Origin of the sequence: Microcoleus sp. S1D4 (assembly GCF_036700765.1) — a bacterium.
Classification (GTDB): Bacteria; Cyanobacteriota; Cyanobacteriia; order Cyanobacteriales; family Microcoleaceae; genus Microcoleus.
This window is the reverse complement of record NZ_JAUBPP010000004.1, coordinates 114,690-128,092: the sequence shown is the minus strand read 5'-3', so window position 1 is coordinate 128,092 and position 13,403 is coordinate 114,690. Positions and strand designations below refer to the sequence as shown.

Genomic DNA, 13,403 nt, shown 5'->3' with positions numbered 1-13,403 from the left:
GGTTATAAATTGTTCTATCCCTAAATTAGCCAAAAAATTGGGCAAGAGCGACATCTTAATAAAAAAAATAGTAGGTTCAAATATGTTTTTTCAAGAAGCAGATTCAGAAAATCAGCTCAGTAATATTAGCAGGAACCCGAAACAAACTGCTAGCAACATGACCAATAGAATAAACTCTCAAGAGATATCAAAAAAATCAGCAGAAACTTCGACACAGGCCAACTTTTCACAAGCTTACAGTCTGAGTTTGTGTGAAATGCAGCAGATGCAGCGAGCAATGGAACAGCTCAAGCAGGATTTGAAAGCTAGCGAAGGTCGGTTTCGGAATACGATAGAAAAGAATGCAGACGGCATGGTAATTGTCAACAAACGAGGACTGGTTTGTTTTGTAAATCAGTCAGCAGAAGCGCTGTTTAACTGCACGGTGGAGGAACTTTTAGGTCGAGAGTTTTTTGGTGGTTTGCTAGTAGAAGGTTCTGCTTGCGATCTGGAGATGAACGCAGATATTATTCCCCCAGTTGGAAAAGCAGCTACAGCAGGAATTCGCGTCGTACAAACAGAAGTTAAAGTTATTCGCAAGCAGCAAGAAAATGCTGTGGTAGAAATGCGGTTGGTGGAAACGGAATGGGAAGGAGAAATGGCTTATTTAGCGACGCTGCGGGACATTACCGATCGCAAGCGCGCCGAAGAAATGCTTTGGTTGTACGATCGGGCTATGGCAGCTACCAGCACCGGAATAGTCATCTCTGACGCAACTAACCCAGAACATCCAATTATTTATTGCAATCCCGCATTTGAGAGCATGACAGGTTATCGGCGACAGGAAGTTATCGGGAAAAACTGCCGATTTTTGCAAGGAAGCGATACAGACTCCGATGCGCTAAACACCATCCGCCAAGCATTGAAAACAGAGAGCGAATGCAAGGTAAGATTAAAAAATTACCGCCAAGACGGAACCGCTTTTTGGAATGCTTTGTCAATATCTCCAGTGCGCGATAGAACAGGTAAATTAACTCATTTCATCGGTGTACAGAGAGACATAACCGATCGCAAACAAGCCGAAGAAGCATTGCATAATTCGGAAGCACAAAGCAGAGAACAAGCAGCTCAACTAGCAGCAGCACTAAAAGAAATAAAATCCACTCATTCCCAATTAGTGCAGAGCGAAAAAATGTCTAGTTTGGGATTGCTAATTGCCGGAGTCGCTCACGAAATCAACAACCCCGTCAGCTTCATTTACGGCAATCTTGCTTACCTCAAAAATTATACTAGAGACTTGTTTAATTACCTCGAACTTTACCAAAAGCACTATCCCAATCCAGTTGTAGAAATTCAACAGAAAATAGAAGAGAATGAGCTAGATTTTTTGGTTGAAGATTTCCCCAAAATCGTATCTTCAATGAGCGTCGGTATCGAGCGGATTGACCAGATTGTCAAGTCGCTGCGGAACTTTTCGCGGCACGACGATTCACAGATGAAACCCGTTAACCTCCATGAAGGTATTGACAGCACGCTGTTAATACTAAATCACCGTTTGAAAGGAAATGGTGAAATACCGCCAATTGCAATTATCAAAGAATATAGAAACTTACCACCTGTGGAGTGTTTTGGTGGGCCGATAAATCAAGTTTTCATGAATATTCTCAGTAATGCGATCGATGCTTTAGGTGATGGGAATAGTAAGCAAAGTTTTCAAGAAATGCGAGAGAGTCCCAGCCAGATTAAGATTTGCACAGAAGTTAGGGAGAATTTTGTAGAAATCAAAATTGCTGACAACGGGCCGGGAATTGCTGAAGAAGTTAAGCAGCGCATATTCGATACATTTTTTACTACCAAACCCGTTGGTAAAGGCACGGGAATGGGTTTGTCAATTAGCTATCAAATTGTTGTAGAAAGACACAATGGCGAATTATCTTGTACTTCGGAATTGGGCAAGGGCACGGAATTTATTATCAAAATGCCGATCGCACATTAGCACATTAGATCGCACATTAGATAAGACGGCGGTTGAAACTGCCGTCTTATCTGGGGAATTAAAAAACCTCCGCACCCTCCAACTTCTTCATAGTTTCAACCTTAGCCCTCGCCGCTTCCCCGCAAGTCTTCGGCGTCGGAAACATCTTCCCAGGATTCGCCAAACCTTTCGGATTAAACACCTGACGCACCCACTGCATCGTCTCCAAATCTACCTCCGAAAACATATCCGGCATAAAACACTTCTTATCAGCACCGATGCCGTGTTCCCCCGAAAGACTGCCGCCGACTTTCACGCACAGCCTGAGAATTTCTCCCCCCAATTCTTCCACCTTTTCCAACGCACCTTTTACCGAGTTATCGTACAAAATCAGCGGGTGCAAATTCCCATCTCCCGCGTGAAATACATTCGCAATCCGATAACCGTATTTCTCGCTCAAACCCTCAATTTCCTTCAAAACATAAGCCATTTGCGTGCGCGGAATTACGCCATCTTGCACGTAATAATCCGGGCTGAGATGACCCGCCGCCGCAAAAGCAGCTTTCCGCCCTTTCCAAATTTTCATCCGCGTTTCCGGGTCATGGGCAGTAGTGATATTTCGCGCTCCATTCTGCTTGCAAATATCAGCAATTCGCTGTTTGTTTGTGGCAACTTCCACTTCTAAACCGTCAATTTCTATCAGCAGAATTGCCGCCGCATCGCGGGGATAACAACCAGTTGCTACTACATCTTCTACAGCATTGATGCTGATATTGTCCATGATTTCCATACCGCCTGGAATAATCCCAGCGCTGATAATATCGGAAACCGATTCGCCCGCTGCTTCGATACTGGCAAAATCCGCCAACAAAACGCAAATCGATTCCGGCGCTTTCAGGATTCGCAAAGTAACTTCCGTGGCGATGCCTAAAGTGCCTTCGGAACCGACAAATATACCTGTTAAATCGTAACCGGGCATTTCGGGAATTTCGCCGCCAACATCGACAATGGAACCGTCGGGAATTACCAATTTTAATCCTAAAACGTGATTGGTTGTAACTCCGTATTTGAGGCAGTGAACGCCGCCAGAATTTTCGGCAACATTACCGCCAATCGAACAAACAATTTGACTGGAAGGATCGGGTGCGTAGTAGAAACCGGCACCGCTAACTGCTTGCGTTACCCAGTTATTAATTACTCCCGGTTGTACGACAACTTGCTGATTTTCTAAGTCTACTTTTAGGATTTTTCGCATCAGGGCTGTGACAATCAGCACGCAGTTTTCTACGGGTAAAGCGCCGCCGGAAAGCCCGGTTCCTGCGCCTCTAGCTACCCAGGGAATGGAATTGCGATCGCATATTTTGACCACATTTGCCACTTCCTCGGTAGTGCGCGGCAACACTACCACAGCGGGGCGCTGGCGGTAGCTGGCGAGCCCGTCGCACTCGTAAACAATCAATTCTTCGCGGCGCTGCACTACCCCGTTTTTGCCGACTACAGCCTCAAATTCTTTAATAACGGGTTTCCAGTTGCGTTCGGTTGCTACGGCTATCATTAGTAACTTAATTTTAAGGGTTGCAATACTGACACTGAGCTGGATCGGCAGTCTCTCGACCGTCGGGAAACAGTTCTTCTTTAGTATAACCGCAGTTTTTGCATTGATAAATAGTCGATCGCACTAGCTGAGTCGGAAAATAGCAAAGTCCGCAGGGCAATCCGATTTTTTTGTCAGTAACTTCAAATCCCGGCCAACCGCACTGCGGGCACAATTGCTGACATTTTCTAACTAAATCGAGAGTTGCATTTTCGATGTTTTTCATCCGAGTGGGATTGTACATCGCCCGCATATCTGTTTCGATGTGAACTCTGCCAGTTGAAGATTTTTTCAAGCCTGCTGTCACCGCCTCAAACAACTGCTTTTCGGTAGTTATTCCCTTAACAATGTCTCCCTCCCCTTTAGCAGCATCGCCAACTATAACCACCAGTCCGTGTGCGGGAAATCCAGCTTTTTGAGCAAAATCATCTGCTTCTTCTATAGTGGCAACTAACTGGTGACTGTAATTAGTTTCTACAGACAATGATTCGCCGATAATTTCGAGATTGTTGGCTCGATCTAATAAAATTACGATTTCTCGATTAGCTGGCAGATACGGCATCATTGGGTGAGGGCCGAAAGTACCTTCACTCGCAAATGCCAGAGTTTCGCCCGCAATTTCTAGAGCTTTTTCTGCTTTCCGGCGGGCGGCTTCTATTTGAGTGCCCAAGCGTTTAACTTCTCTAGTAAATGTTCCGAAAGCGTCTGTATTAAGCTCTGGCGACAGTACAATTTTAACGCCTAATTCTCGTTCCACAATGGGAGCCATCACCCGTTCTTTTTGGTGCATTGTAGCAATAACGGCGGTGCGGTCGATCAATAAGTGATGTTGGTTCATCTATTTTAAATACTGCAAATAAAACTGATATCACTGCTTGTTTTTATTGCTTGACAAATCAATTACAAAATTTGCTCCATCATCATAAATCCGTTTTCTCGTTTGACCGAGTTTTTGTAAGGTATCTTGAAATTCAAAAGTGTTCAATGCCTGATTTCGGAGCCAAAAACCTAGTGGCTTGACTTCGAGTCTATATTCTAGAGATTTCCTAGGAAAGTTCGCTTCATTAGCGTAAGAATATGCAACATATCTAATCGATTTTGAAACTAGATAATCTGCTAGCGCTTCTTCTCCTTTAAAGGAAGGCATACCGGGCGGAAGGCTAGCCCCGCCTGGGTAGTCTGCAATCCAGATTGTATGTTTCTTAAAATTCATTAAAAAAGGTTTGTCAAGTCTTGTTAAAACTATTTCTCCTTCAGGAACCGAATCTAGCATTTTTGAATATTTTTCTCGCTCGTCTCGTGTCACTAAAGGTACATTTTTCAAACCAGAGGCAATGTTCTCTACATAGTTATTATATTGTATAAACATTTTGTCGCCATTACAATTTATCGCTAATAACAATGACAAAAATAATACACCAATGAAACGCCTATTTCTTAAGTTTAAGTTTGACATTTTTGGCTCGATATTTTCCATAACAACCAATATTAATATCAGGAACACAACCAATAGTAGTGAATATGAATAGCGGTCGATATCCGAGCCTCCAGTAGAAACTCCTATGATTGCAACGCCCATCACATTACTAAGATTAATAGACAGAGTTGCTTCCCTAACAATTGGCTTTTTATGGAGACCAACCATAAAAAATCTAATTCTCAATACAGTCAATAAATAAACAATTGCTAAAATTGCATATAGCTTGAGTCTAAGTGCTGAAAATCGAAAAAGCTCTCCAAAAATCTCATTGCTAGGAAGCTTGACCGAGCCTCCGTATACAGAACCATGAAAACCTTTCCCAAGTATGGGATATAGTAAAGTCCCTGATGACTGATACAGTGAGATCGACCAGGGTAAAATAAACACAGCCAATAAAATACTAGCCAAACAAAATTCGTAGATTGCTTTATGCTTTATTTGGCTGCCAAGGATATAGAAAAAATAACTAAAGGTGAAGAAAATAATACACGCGGGAATCAAGGTGGTTTTTAAAGCGCAGATGGCGGCTGCAAGCAATCCTACAATCGCAGCATTACTGTGGATGTTTGTTGCTTTTAGCTTGTCCCAATCAAAAACTCTAAATAAGCTGAAGAAAAGACATACCGGAATTAATATACCAGTTGTATTTGTATGATCTCGGCTAATTAATAAAAATGCGAACACAATCAGTAATGTCGAGCTTTTTGAAAATTGTTTTTGCTGACAGTATCCGATCGTGAGTCCTATCATTACGACTAAGGCGCATCCGGGATCGATCAGATATAAACTTCTTTCATCCAACAGGCTGAGAATTAATGTATGCAAGAATGATTGTCCTCCCAGTGCAGATACCAATCTTCTTTCGCTGAAAGGATCGGAACCAAGAGAACCTATTTGAAGCATTTTATGGGGGAATACAAAATAGGCGTGGTAGTCATCGTGAGGATTAAAATTATACCAGGCCACTGAACCACTGTATTGCACAGCAGCCAGAAGCAAAGCGATAAAAGTCCCGATCGCCAAAAAACTATTTTCTTTAAAAGCATTAATTAACCGATTCAGCTCGTCGGCGATCAAAGTTTTATTTGCCCAGGCATCTATTATTCCGTAAAGTGCGCCCAAGCATATATATATTAAAATAGTTGCTTGCGAAATAGTCCATGTCACATTTAATAAACCACCAAATATAATCGTCCAAGCTATCCCCCAAGCGGCTCTTTGTCCCCAGTCAACTCTGTACTGAGGAAAAAGGATGCGGTTGACTACTCCACCCCAACCAATCAGGGATACAAGAATGAAAATTCCCCAGGCAAAAGAAATAAAATAATAATAATTCATAATTGTGACCTCAGTATCGATTTAGAAGGTTACGATCAGACACACCCTTTGAATTAAGTTATCAACTCAGCACTCAATGATCAATGTTAAAAGCGATCGCTAGTTGCCCCCAGCGGTTCCCCCACTTTGACCTTGGAGTACAAAAATTACTCCCGTCATAATTAGCCCCACGCCTACCAACCGCAGCGGTGGCAAAGGCTCGTTAAATACAATTTTCCCGCCCAACACAGTAAACAGGTAACTAATTGACAGTAAAGGCGAGACTATGCTAATGTTGGCGCGAGACAAAACGACGATAAAGCCGATCGAAGAAACTGCATACAAACACAGACCTCCAACTATCAAAGGCTGAGTTGCCATTGCGAGAATTTTTTCCACTAAATTAGCCGCGCCAATGGGCCCTAAGATTTTTGCTCCTGCTTTCAGACTAAATTGACCCACTACACTGCACAAAATAGCAGCGAGCAAAACTAGAAAAACGCTTCTACTCATAAATTAACTAACCTAATATTACAAAAAAACGGCAGTTGGGAAAAAATTGAAAAACTTTAATTAAGTTTTGTTGATTTTTATTCACAACTAATAATTTAAGCAGAGATACTGGAAAAGTAAGTATTGTCGATCGCCAGCAACGCCTGGAATAAACCTATGGCAGAACAGACCAACACCAGCGGGGAATACACTCTCGAACTCTCGATACTCATGCCCTGCCTCAACGAAGCAGAAACTTTAGAAATTTGCATCGAGAAGGCTCAGAGGTCACTGCGCGAACTGGATATTGCCGGCGAGGTCATCATAGCAGACAACGGCAGCACTGACGGTTCCCAAGATATCGCCACCAAAATGGGGGCCCGAGTCGTGCCCGTAGCAGCCAAAGGCTACGGCAGCGCCCTGATGGGAGGCATCGTAGCGGCGCGCGGAGTTTATATTATCATGGGCGACGCTGACGACAGCTACGACTTTTCTAACCTCGGTGCCTTTGTCGAAAAATTGCGGGGAGGCTGCGATTTAGTCATGGGAAACCGCTTTCAAGGAGGCATCAAACCGGGTGCAATGCCGCCGCTGCACAAATATTTAGGAAATCCGGTGCTGACATGGGTTGGGCGGTTATTCTTTGCAAGTCCCGCCGGCGATTTTCACTGCGGATTGCGGGGTTTTAGGAGAGACTCAATTTTGAAACTCGACTTGCAAACAACGGGTATGGAATTTGCTAGCGAAATGGTCGTCAAAGCATCTCTGTACAAGTTGAAAATCGCTGAAGTCCCAACGGTACTATCTCCCGACGGGCGCAGTCGCCCGCCGCACTTGCGAACTTGGCGAGATGGCTGGCGGCATCTCAGATTTTTGTTGCTTTACAGTCCTCGCTGGCTGTTTTTGTATCCTGGTGTGGCGCTGATGATTTTGGGTATAATTGTTACCATCTGGCTGTTGCCCGGTACTCAAAAGATTGGCAGTATTAACTTTGACGTACATACGCTGCTTTATGGGGCGATCGCAATTATCGTCGGTTTTCAAGCAGTAACTTTCGCCTTCTTCACCAAAGTTTTCGCCATCAGCGAAAAACTGCTGCCGGAAGACCCCAAACTCAACAAAATATTTCGCTACGTTACCTTAGAAACAGGATTGATTACCGGAGTCACGCTGATATTAATCGGAATAGTTGGCTCGTTTTTGTCATTAACTATCTGGAGCGATACAGCTTTCGGTTTTCTAGATCCTTCTAAAACTCTCCGTTTAGTTATTCCCTCGCTCACGTGCCTGACCGTCGGTTTACAGATGGTTCTATCCAGCTTTTTTCTCAGCGTGCTGGGCTTGAAGCGCAGGTAAACTAATTATCACTGAAACACTACAACCTCTGCTCTGAGTACATCCAAAACCTCAAATCCTATGACAATAAATCAAAAAAACTCCAGCGAGTACGTAGGCCCCAAGCTTGGTGGTTTCGCCACCAAACTATCTTGGTACGCCCGCCAAAAAATGTTTAATTTACTCATGGCATTAGCCAATCCCAGCGGCGACACAACCGTGTTGGATGTAGGAGTAACTTCCGACCGCCGCGAAGATTGCAATTTTTTTGAGAAACTCTATCCCTACCCCCACAAAATCACCGCTGTGGGCATGGAAGATGCTGCATTTTTAGAACAAGAATATCCCGGTTTAAAGTATGTCCGTTCTAACGGTTTGACTTTACCATTTCCAGACAAAAGTTTTGATTTAGTCGTGAGTTTTGCTGTCATCGAACACGTCGGCAATCGAACTCAGCAAAAAACTTTTATTCGAGAACTTTGCCGCGTCGGCAAAACCTGCTGCATCACTACTCCTAACCGCTGGTTTCCCGTAGAATTCCACACCGCTGTCCCCTTAATTCACTGGCTTCCCCCCTCTTCGTTTCGAGCTCTTTTGAGATTGCTGGGCAAGAACTTTTTCGCCCAAGAAGAAAACCTCAATCTTTTATCCGAAAAAGATGTATTGCAGATGCTGCCAGCAGAGGCTAAAATTGATACCAAACATTTCCGGCTTCTCGGTTTAATATCCAATTTGCTTTTTTATGTAAAAAATCCCCTGTGATCGAAGAAACCTGATTTTTACTTTTACTGTTGGCTGCAACGAAAGATGTTTGGAAAAAACCAAATTTCTGACTATCTCCGCGTCCAAGACTTTCTACAATTTTGTTTCTAAATCCAGCACAAAATTTTCTCCGTCTTCATACAATTGTTTTCGAGTTTTTGCAAGTTCCCACACGTTATCCCGAAAGTCGTGAGAAAGTTTTGCTTGCAGTCGAAACCAAGATGACAATCCAGGCCCTGAAGTATCTACAGCAGGATGATGGAGACTCCAAGACGAATAAGCTATGTATCGAATAGATTTTGTGGCTAAATAGTTTGCCAAGGCTTCAGGGCCTTTGAAGGCAGGCATACCGGGTGGCAAACTAGCTCCCCCGGGCCAGTCAGCGAGAAAAATTTGATTGCGTTTAAAGTCGAGAATAAAAGGTGCGTCTAGTCTGGTCAAAACTGTTTCTCCTTGTGGAATAGACTGCTGTAGGGCTGCATATTGCGACTTTTGCTTGGCTGTAGCTAACGATGGATTTGTTAGTCCAAATTGAATGTTTTTTAGATACGCTGAATAAGTTTGTTTGGTGGTATCCCAATCGTAGCTAATTGCCAAACCAGCACAAAATACAGCAACCAGAAAAAAATTGCCTGCTTTGTTTTTATTTGATGGGTCCGTGTCGGTCATTGCTATTGCGAGCAATATTAAAATTGCTGGGAATAGGTGGGAGAAAGAATAGCGAAAAGGGTTGGCATTTTCGGTAAGTACACGGCAACTATTGCCAATCCCGCTGCAATTGTCATAGATAAAGCTGCTTGGCGGTTGGAAAACGATGGTGGAAAAATTTATTTTTAAGTTAAAATTTGGGGATTAACTATCGCCCGAGGAGAGCACCAAAAGGTCGATCGCCCTAACAGCAATATCCTCTGGCGTTCGATCGCGCGAAAAGCTAGCGGGGATCTGGCATTATACTGATTTTCTTCCGATGCTGAGTGTGGCGGGCCAAAGCGATCCGGCAGGCGATCGATAGTTAATCCGCGCGATCGCACTTCGGGAAGAAAAGGGCGATCGCACTTTCTTTGAGCCAAAATCAGTTTGATTGGGTTTGGCTCAAAGAAAGTTGCTATAATTTATCGATAATCCCACAGACTAGGAGATTAATATGCAAGTCAAAGATATGACAGTTGAGCAACTGCGGGACTTGATTCGGCATACCGTTGAACAATGCTTAGAAGAATATTTGGGCGATCCTGATGCAGGTTTAGAAGTTAAGGAAGAAGTCAAGCTGAAATTGTTAGAGTCAATGAAGCGCAAGCAAGCAGGAGAAAGCAGCATCGAAGCGGGGGAAGTTTATCAAAAACTCGGCATGAAGGCGTAATGAGCTATTTGGTTGAGTTGACAGCAGAAGCTCTGGTTAACCAAGAAAGATTGACTCAGCCTGTGCGGGAGCGTATAGGTAATAAAATCAATTGGTTGGCTGAAAATTTTGAACAAATTACTCCTATGCCGTTGTCGGCTAATCTGGCAGGTTTCTTTAAGTTAAGAGTGGGTGATTATAGCAATCCGATCTGAGTCTCACAACACAACGCCCTCTTGTCTTCCTAGACTTGTTGTATAGCAAGGCTTTCAAATTTTACGGATCTAGAAAATCACTTAGGATTGCTATATCGGGTAATTTATTCTTTTGATGATGATTTAAATGTGATTACTATTCACCAGATTGGACACCGGAGAGAAATTTATGATTAACTGAAGTGCGATCGCACTTCGGGAAGAAAAGGGCGTACTTGGGAAGAAACGGGCGATCGCATTTTCCTAGAGCCTAAATTGCTATAATAACAATCAGCCCAAAAATCTCAACATAAAGCCTATGTCTACTTATAGCGAGGTACTAAGTCAGGCTCAAAGTCTCACTCTTGAAGAGCAACAGCAACTTTTAGAATTTTTGTCAGCATTGATTCGTCAGCGGGAAACAACCGAGACTCAGGATAGCAGTCAAAGATTGCCCAGGAAAAATTTAAAGAGATGGCGCGGTTTTTTACCGAAGCGTGTGGATGCTTTGGAATTCCAGTTGCAGCTAAGAGAAGAATGGGATGAGTAATATCTCAATCACTTCGATCGCAGTGCTACGATAAAATCAGCGAAATAAAGTGTAATCTAAGACAGCCTATGTTGACTGTAGAACAGATAGAAAATGCGATTCTCGAACTTCCGCCGAACGAAATTGGAGAGTTGTTAGAGTGGTTTTTGAATTTGGATTACCAACGATGGGATATTCAGCTAGAGAAAGATATTGCTAAGGGTAAACTGGATGCTTTAGCAGGAGAAGCGATCGCCGATTTTGAGAGTGGTAACTATCGAGAGATTTAATGCACTATACTACTCGAAAATTTTGGGACTGTTATAACGCTTTACCCTCAACGGTACAGGCTACAGCAGATCAGTGTTATGAGTTGCTGAGGGTCGATCCGTCTCATCCTTCTTTACATTTTAAGAAAGTTGGTAAGTATTGGTCTGTAAGGGCTGGACAGGCTTATCGGGCGTTGGGTATTGAAATTAAAACAGGTATTTTGTGGTTTTGGATTGGTACTCACGCAGAGTACGATGGGCTGATAGGTAAATAATCCAATAGTGCGATCGGCGTAGCTATCCCGTGGGCGATCGCACTTTGGGAAGATAAGGGCGATCGCGCTTGGGGAAGAAACGGGCGATCGCTTTCGATTTCACCTTCATCCAGAAATATTAAGGGGTCTTGAGCCTGACCGATGGGATACCATAGTTCACTAGCAGGTAGTCTCTATCCACGGCTTCATAATTCCGTAAAATTACTTATTGACAATTAGGTAACTTCAGTGTTACCTTAGTAATTAAAATTAAACCATTAATATGGGTAACTTTGTAGCAATATTTATTGGGGCTTTTATAACCCTAGCAGCCACTTGGCTAGCTGCTTTTCTTTGGGGAGCAATTACTGGGTTTTCTCTAGGTTTTTGGGGGATATGAGCAAAAAACTATCTTATGTTGGAGTAGCTATTGTATGGATTGCTTTATTGTGGTTGCTTCCGCTTGGTCAAGCCCAAGCTGAGCCTAGCATAGTAAGGAAAACAACTGAATCAATAAGAAGTGAAACTAGGTTCCAAGAAACTTTAGGGCCCCGCCAAAGTGAAAAATTATCTACGGGAGTAGACAAAAAAAGTAATGATAAATATCCCAAACTAGAATATTATGATACTCATCTTGAATCTTACGATTCTAATATAGTGAAAGATGGTTATGTTCGAGGTGGAAGATTCGGTTATAAAATAGGAAAAACCTTGAAAGAACGAACAATAGAAAAAAAGTAGTGTAGTTTTATGATATTGACATTCACCCAAGCTGATATTGTTAACATATTTCTATTCTTTTTAGCTTCAATAGGATCTTCTATTTATGTTATCAAAAATCCCAAGGTTAATTTTCTTGATTTTAACAAAGAGCCAAATCTTTTAGATAATTCAGTGAATCAAGAAGAAAACTCTGACCAAGAAAACAGCAGTTCAGAAATTTTAGAAGTTGCAGAAAAGCAACATATTAATACTACTAACCAGTCAGATCAAGAAATATCAAAGATATCACTAGAGACAATTCTTAAAAAGGCATTACCAGTATTTTTCTCTTTCGTGGTAATATATCTCTTGTATAAATTTTTTTCCGCCTATCCTCTAACTGATTTTTTATTCTCTCTCTAAACTCTCTGATTGCCGAGTTCACTAGCTCAACTCCCTGGTCAGCTTAATAATAGGGTTGAAGTTGAGGGTGAGGGTAGTCATAGCAATATTTTATCCTTACTTCAACTACGAAAACATCAATCTACCTTTCGGTTGAGGGACAATTCGCCCTAATTCCTGAACAGTCTCAATCCACTCCTGCATAATCACCTCTACATTTTGCAGTGCTGCTTGATAAGTTTCACCATCAGCAGCACATCCGGGCAATTCAGGCACTTCTGCAATAAATGCCTGGTCTTCCTCTACAATTGTTAATTTGGATAAGGGATAATTATTTTACCGCTAACAGCTAAGTTATCATAGCTACTGGCTTAATCTGGAATTCCCCACTCACCTATATCAACTTCTTCGCCAGTTTCTTTTGCTCGTAAAAGAGCAGTTTGAATCTCATCGCCTAACTGCGAAAACTTGACTGTTTGACGACGGGTGGGTTCCCATCGAGGCATATTGAAGAAAGGTCTACTTACATTTTCTTCTTCTACCGTTTTAATTACTGTTTCTTTGCCATCCCATTCATAAGTTATATGGAAAGTAGTTACAAGTGTTTGACCCGCGTAGCTATGATGTTTTTCCTTAACTATATACATAATCCCCTCACAACCTTACTTGATTTTTTTATGAACCTCTCAAACTTTATGAATTTGATTATTACAATTATAGCATTCATTTTGGTTGGCAATAAATACTTTGTAAATATGATAATTTAACTAATTTTTGAGC

General features: G+C 42.3%; 18 protein-coding genes. 10 read left to right on the top strand and 8 right to left on the bottom strand.

The window, feature by feature from the left end; all coding sequences use genetic code 11:
- Nucleotides 1–82 precede the first annotated feature (82 nt).
- Nucleotides 83–1,975, top strand: a complete 1,893-nt coding sequence (locus QT998_RS06170; RefSeq protein WP_333217952.1) for a PAS domain S-box protein — start codon at nt 83–85, stop codon at nt 1,973–1,975.
- Between the two features lie 58 nt (nt 1,976–2,033).
- Here QT998_RS06170 and glcD read toward each other — a convergent pair whose 3' ends face one another.
- The 4 genes from glcD to QT998_RS06150 all read right to left on the bottom strand — a co-directional run bounded on the left by glcD (nt 2,034) and on the right by QT998_RS06150 (nt 6,858).
- Nucleotides 2,034–3,509, bottom strand: coding sequence for a glycolate oxidase subunit GlcD (gene glcD / locus QT998_RS06165; protein ID WP_333114701.1), 1,476 nt, complete (start codon nt 3,507–3,509; stop codon nt 2,034–2,036).
- Between the two features lie 13 nt (nt 3,510–3,522).
- On the bottom strand, nt 3,523–4,386 hold the full coding sequence (locus tag QT998_RS06160; RefSeq protein WP_333114698.1) for a DUF6671 family protein: 864 nt from the start codon (nt 4,384–4,386) through the stop codon (nt 3,523–3,525).
- 30 nt (nt 4,387–4,416) lie between these two features.
- Nucleotides 4,417–6,366: a hypothetical protein gene (locus tag QT998_RS06155; RefSeq protein WP_333114697.1), complete on the bottom strand. Its 1,950-nt coding sequence runs from the start codon at nt 6,364–6,366 to the stop codon at nt 4,417–4,419.
- A gap of 99 nt (nt 6,367–6,465) precedes the next feature.
- The gene (locus QT998_RS06150; RefSeq protein ID WP_333089056.1) at nt 6,466–6,858 is read right to left on the bottom strand and encodes a transporter; all 393 of its coding nucleotides are present in this window, start codon (nt 6,856–6,858) and stop codon (nt 6,466–6,468) included.
- 156 nt (nt 6,859–7,014) lie between these two features.
- Between QT998_RS06150 and QT998_RS06145 the strand changes: the two genes are divergently transcribed.
- Together QT998_RS06145 and QT998_RS06140 are read left to right on the top strand one after the other, a co-directional pair.
- Complete coding sequence (locus QT998_RS06145) at nt 7,015–8,193, top strand: glycosyltransferase family 2 protein (RefSeq protein ID WP_333089059.1); 1,179 nt, start codon at nt 7,015–7,017, stop codon at nt 8,191–8,193.
- A 60-nt stretch (nt 8,194–8,253) separates the two neighbouring features.
- A complete protein-coding gene (locus tag QT998_RS06140) occupies nt 8,254–8,934 on the top strand; it encodes a class I SAM-dependent methyltransferase (RefSeq protein ID WP_333089060.1) in 681 nt (226 codons plus the stop codon).
- Between the two features lie 93 nt (nt 8,935–9,027).
- Here QT998_RS06140 and QT998_RS06135 read toward each other — a convergent pair whose 3' ends face one another.
- Both QT998_RS06135 and QT998_RS06130 read right to left on the bottom strand, forming a co-directional pair.
- Nucleotides 9,028–9,603 (bottom strand): hypothetical protein, encoded by a 576-nt coding sequence (locus QT998_RS06135; protein ID WP_333089062.1) that lies wholly within the window; start codon nt 9,601–9,603, stop codon nt 9,028–9,030.
- Nucleotides 9,604–9,767: 164 nt separating this feature from the next.
- Complete coding sequence (locus QT998_RS06130) at nt 9,768–10,004, bottom strand: hypothetical protein (RefSeq protein ID WP_333089064.1); 237 nt, start codon at nt 10,002–10,004, stop codon at nt 9,768–9,770.
- A gap of 74 nt (nt 10,005–10,078) precedes the next feature.
- Between QT998_RS06130 and QT998_RS06125 the strand changes: the two genes are divergently transcribed.
- The 7 genes from QT998_RS06125 (at nt 10,079) to QT998_RS06095 (ending at nt 12,644) form a co-directional block, all read left to right on the top strand.
- Nucleotides 10,079–10,294, top strand: coding sequence for a hypothetical protein (locus tag QT998_RS06125; RefSeq protein ID WP_194068126.1), 216 nt, complete (start codon nt 10,079–10,081; stop codon nt 10,292–10,294).
- Nucleotides 10,294–10,488: a type II toxin-antitoxin system RelE family toxin gene (locus QT998_RS06120; protein WP_194068127.1), complete on the top strand. Its 195-nt coding sequence runs from the start codon at nt 10,294–10,296 to the stop codon at nt 10,486–10,488. The genes QT998_RS06125 and QT998_RS06120 overlap by 1 nt, the downstream gene beginning before the upstream one ends.
- A gap of 298 nt (nt 10,489–10,786) precedes the next feature.
- Nucleotides 10,787–11,017 (top strand): hypothetical protein, encoded by a 231-nt coding sequence (locus QT998_RS06115; RefSeq protein ID WP_194068128.1) that lies wholly within the window; start codon nt 10,787–10,789, stop codon nt 11,015–11,017.
- A 68-nt stretch (nt 11,018–11,085) separates the two neighbouring features.
- The gene (locus QT998_RS06110) at nt 11,086–11,286 is read left to right on the top strand and encodes a hypothetical protein (RefSeq protein ID WP_193972564.1); all 201 of its coding nucleotides are present in this window, start codon (nt 11,086–11,088) and stop codon (nt 11,284–11,286) included.
- Nucleotides 11,286–11,540, top strand: coding sequence for a hypothetical protein (locus tag QT998_RS06105; protein ID WP_194068129.1), 255 nt, complete (start codon nt 11,286–11,288; stop codon nt 11,538–11,540). The genes QT998_RS06110 and QT998_RS06105 overlap by 1 nt, the downstream gene beginning before the upstream one ends.
- Before the next feature lie 375 nt (nt 11,541–11,915).
- Complete coding sequence (locus QT998_RS06100) at nt 11,916–12,260, top strand: hypothetical protein (protein WP_194068130.1); 345 nt, start codon at nt 11,916–11,918, stop codon at nt 12,258–12,260.
- A gap of 15 nt (nt 12,261–12,275) precedes the next feature.
- Complete coding sequence (locus QT998_RS06095) at nt 12,276–12,644, top strand: hypothetical protein (protein WP_228050072.1); 369 nt, start codon at nt 12,276–12,278, stop codon at nt 12,642–12,644.
- Nucleotides 12,645–12,749: 105 nt separating this feature from the next.
- On the opposite strand, the gene QT998_RS06090 is transcribed toward QT998_RS06095, so the two are convergent.
- Together QT998_RS06090 and QT998_RS06085 are read right to left on the bottom strand one after the other, a co-directional pair.
- The gene (locus tag QT998_RS06090) at nt 12,750–12,899 is read right to left on the bottom strand and encodes a type II toxin-antitoxin system HicB family antitoxin (protein ID WP_333114694.1); all 150 of its coding nucleotides are present in this window, start codon (nt 12,897–12,899) and stop codon (nt 12,750–12,752) included.
- A gap of 95 nt (nt 12,900–12,994) precedes the next feature.
- Nucleotides 12,995–13,270, bottom strand: a complete 276-nt coding sequence (locus tag QT998_RS06085; protein WP_194068132.1) for a hypothetical protein — start codon at nt 13,268–13,270, stop codon at nt 12,995–12,997.
- Nucleotides 13,271–13,403 lie beyond the last annotated feature (133 nt).